We start from the raw sequence: 279 nt of genomic DNA, 5'->3' as shown, positions 1-279 counted from the left end.
CGGGGTATGGTCGAGGGGTCGGGCTTAAACGTAGTAGATGGGCCGGTTTCGTGGCGGCGGCATCGCAGGCAGCCGACCGAGGGCGCCCGGAAATGAGCAAGCAGGCTATTTGCAAGTGAAAACTAATGCCATGAATAAGAAAACAGGCCAGACATATTGCCTGACCTGTTGAAAAACCTGGTGGGCCCTCCGGGATTCGAACCCAGAACCCAGGGATTATGAGTCCCCTGCGCTAACCGTTGCGCCAAGAGCCCTTATAAAGTGGCACTTGCAGTTGGG

Annotated in this window: 1 tRNA gene; it reads right to left on the bottom strand. The window is 56.3% G+C overall.

The features are described from left to right. Positions 1-178 precede the first annotated feature (178 nt). Positions 179-254, bottom strand: a tRNA-Ile gene (locus tag DWV32_RS10075). Positions 255-279: the final 25 nt, after the last annotated feature.

This window comes from Collinsella sp. AF04-24, from assembly GCF_003465685.1.
GTDB lineage: Bacteria > Actinomycetota > Coriobacteriia > Coriobacteriales > Coriobacteriaceae > Collinsella > Collinsella aerofaciens_AP.
Note: the sequence above shows the minus strand (reverse complement) of the source record. Positions and strands in the feature narration are given on the sequence as shown.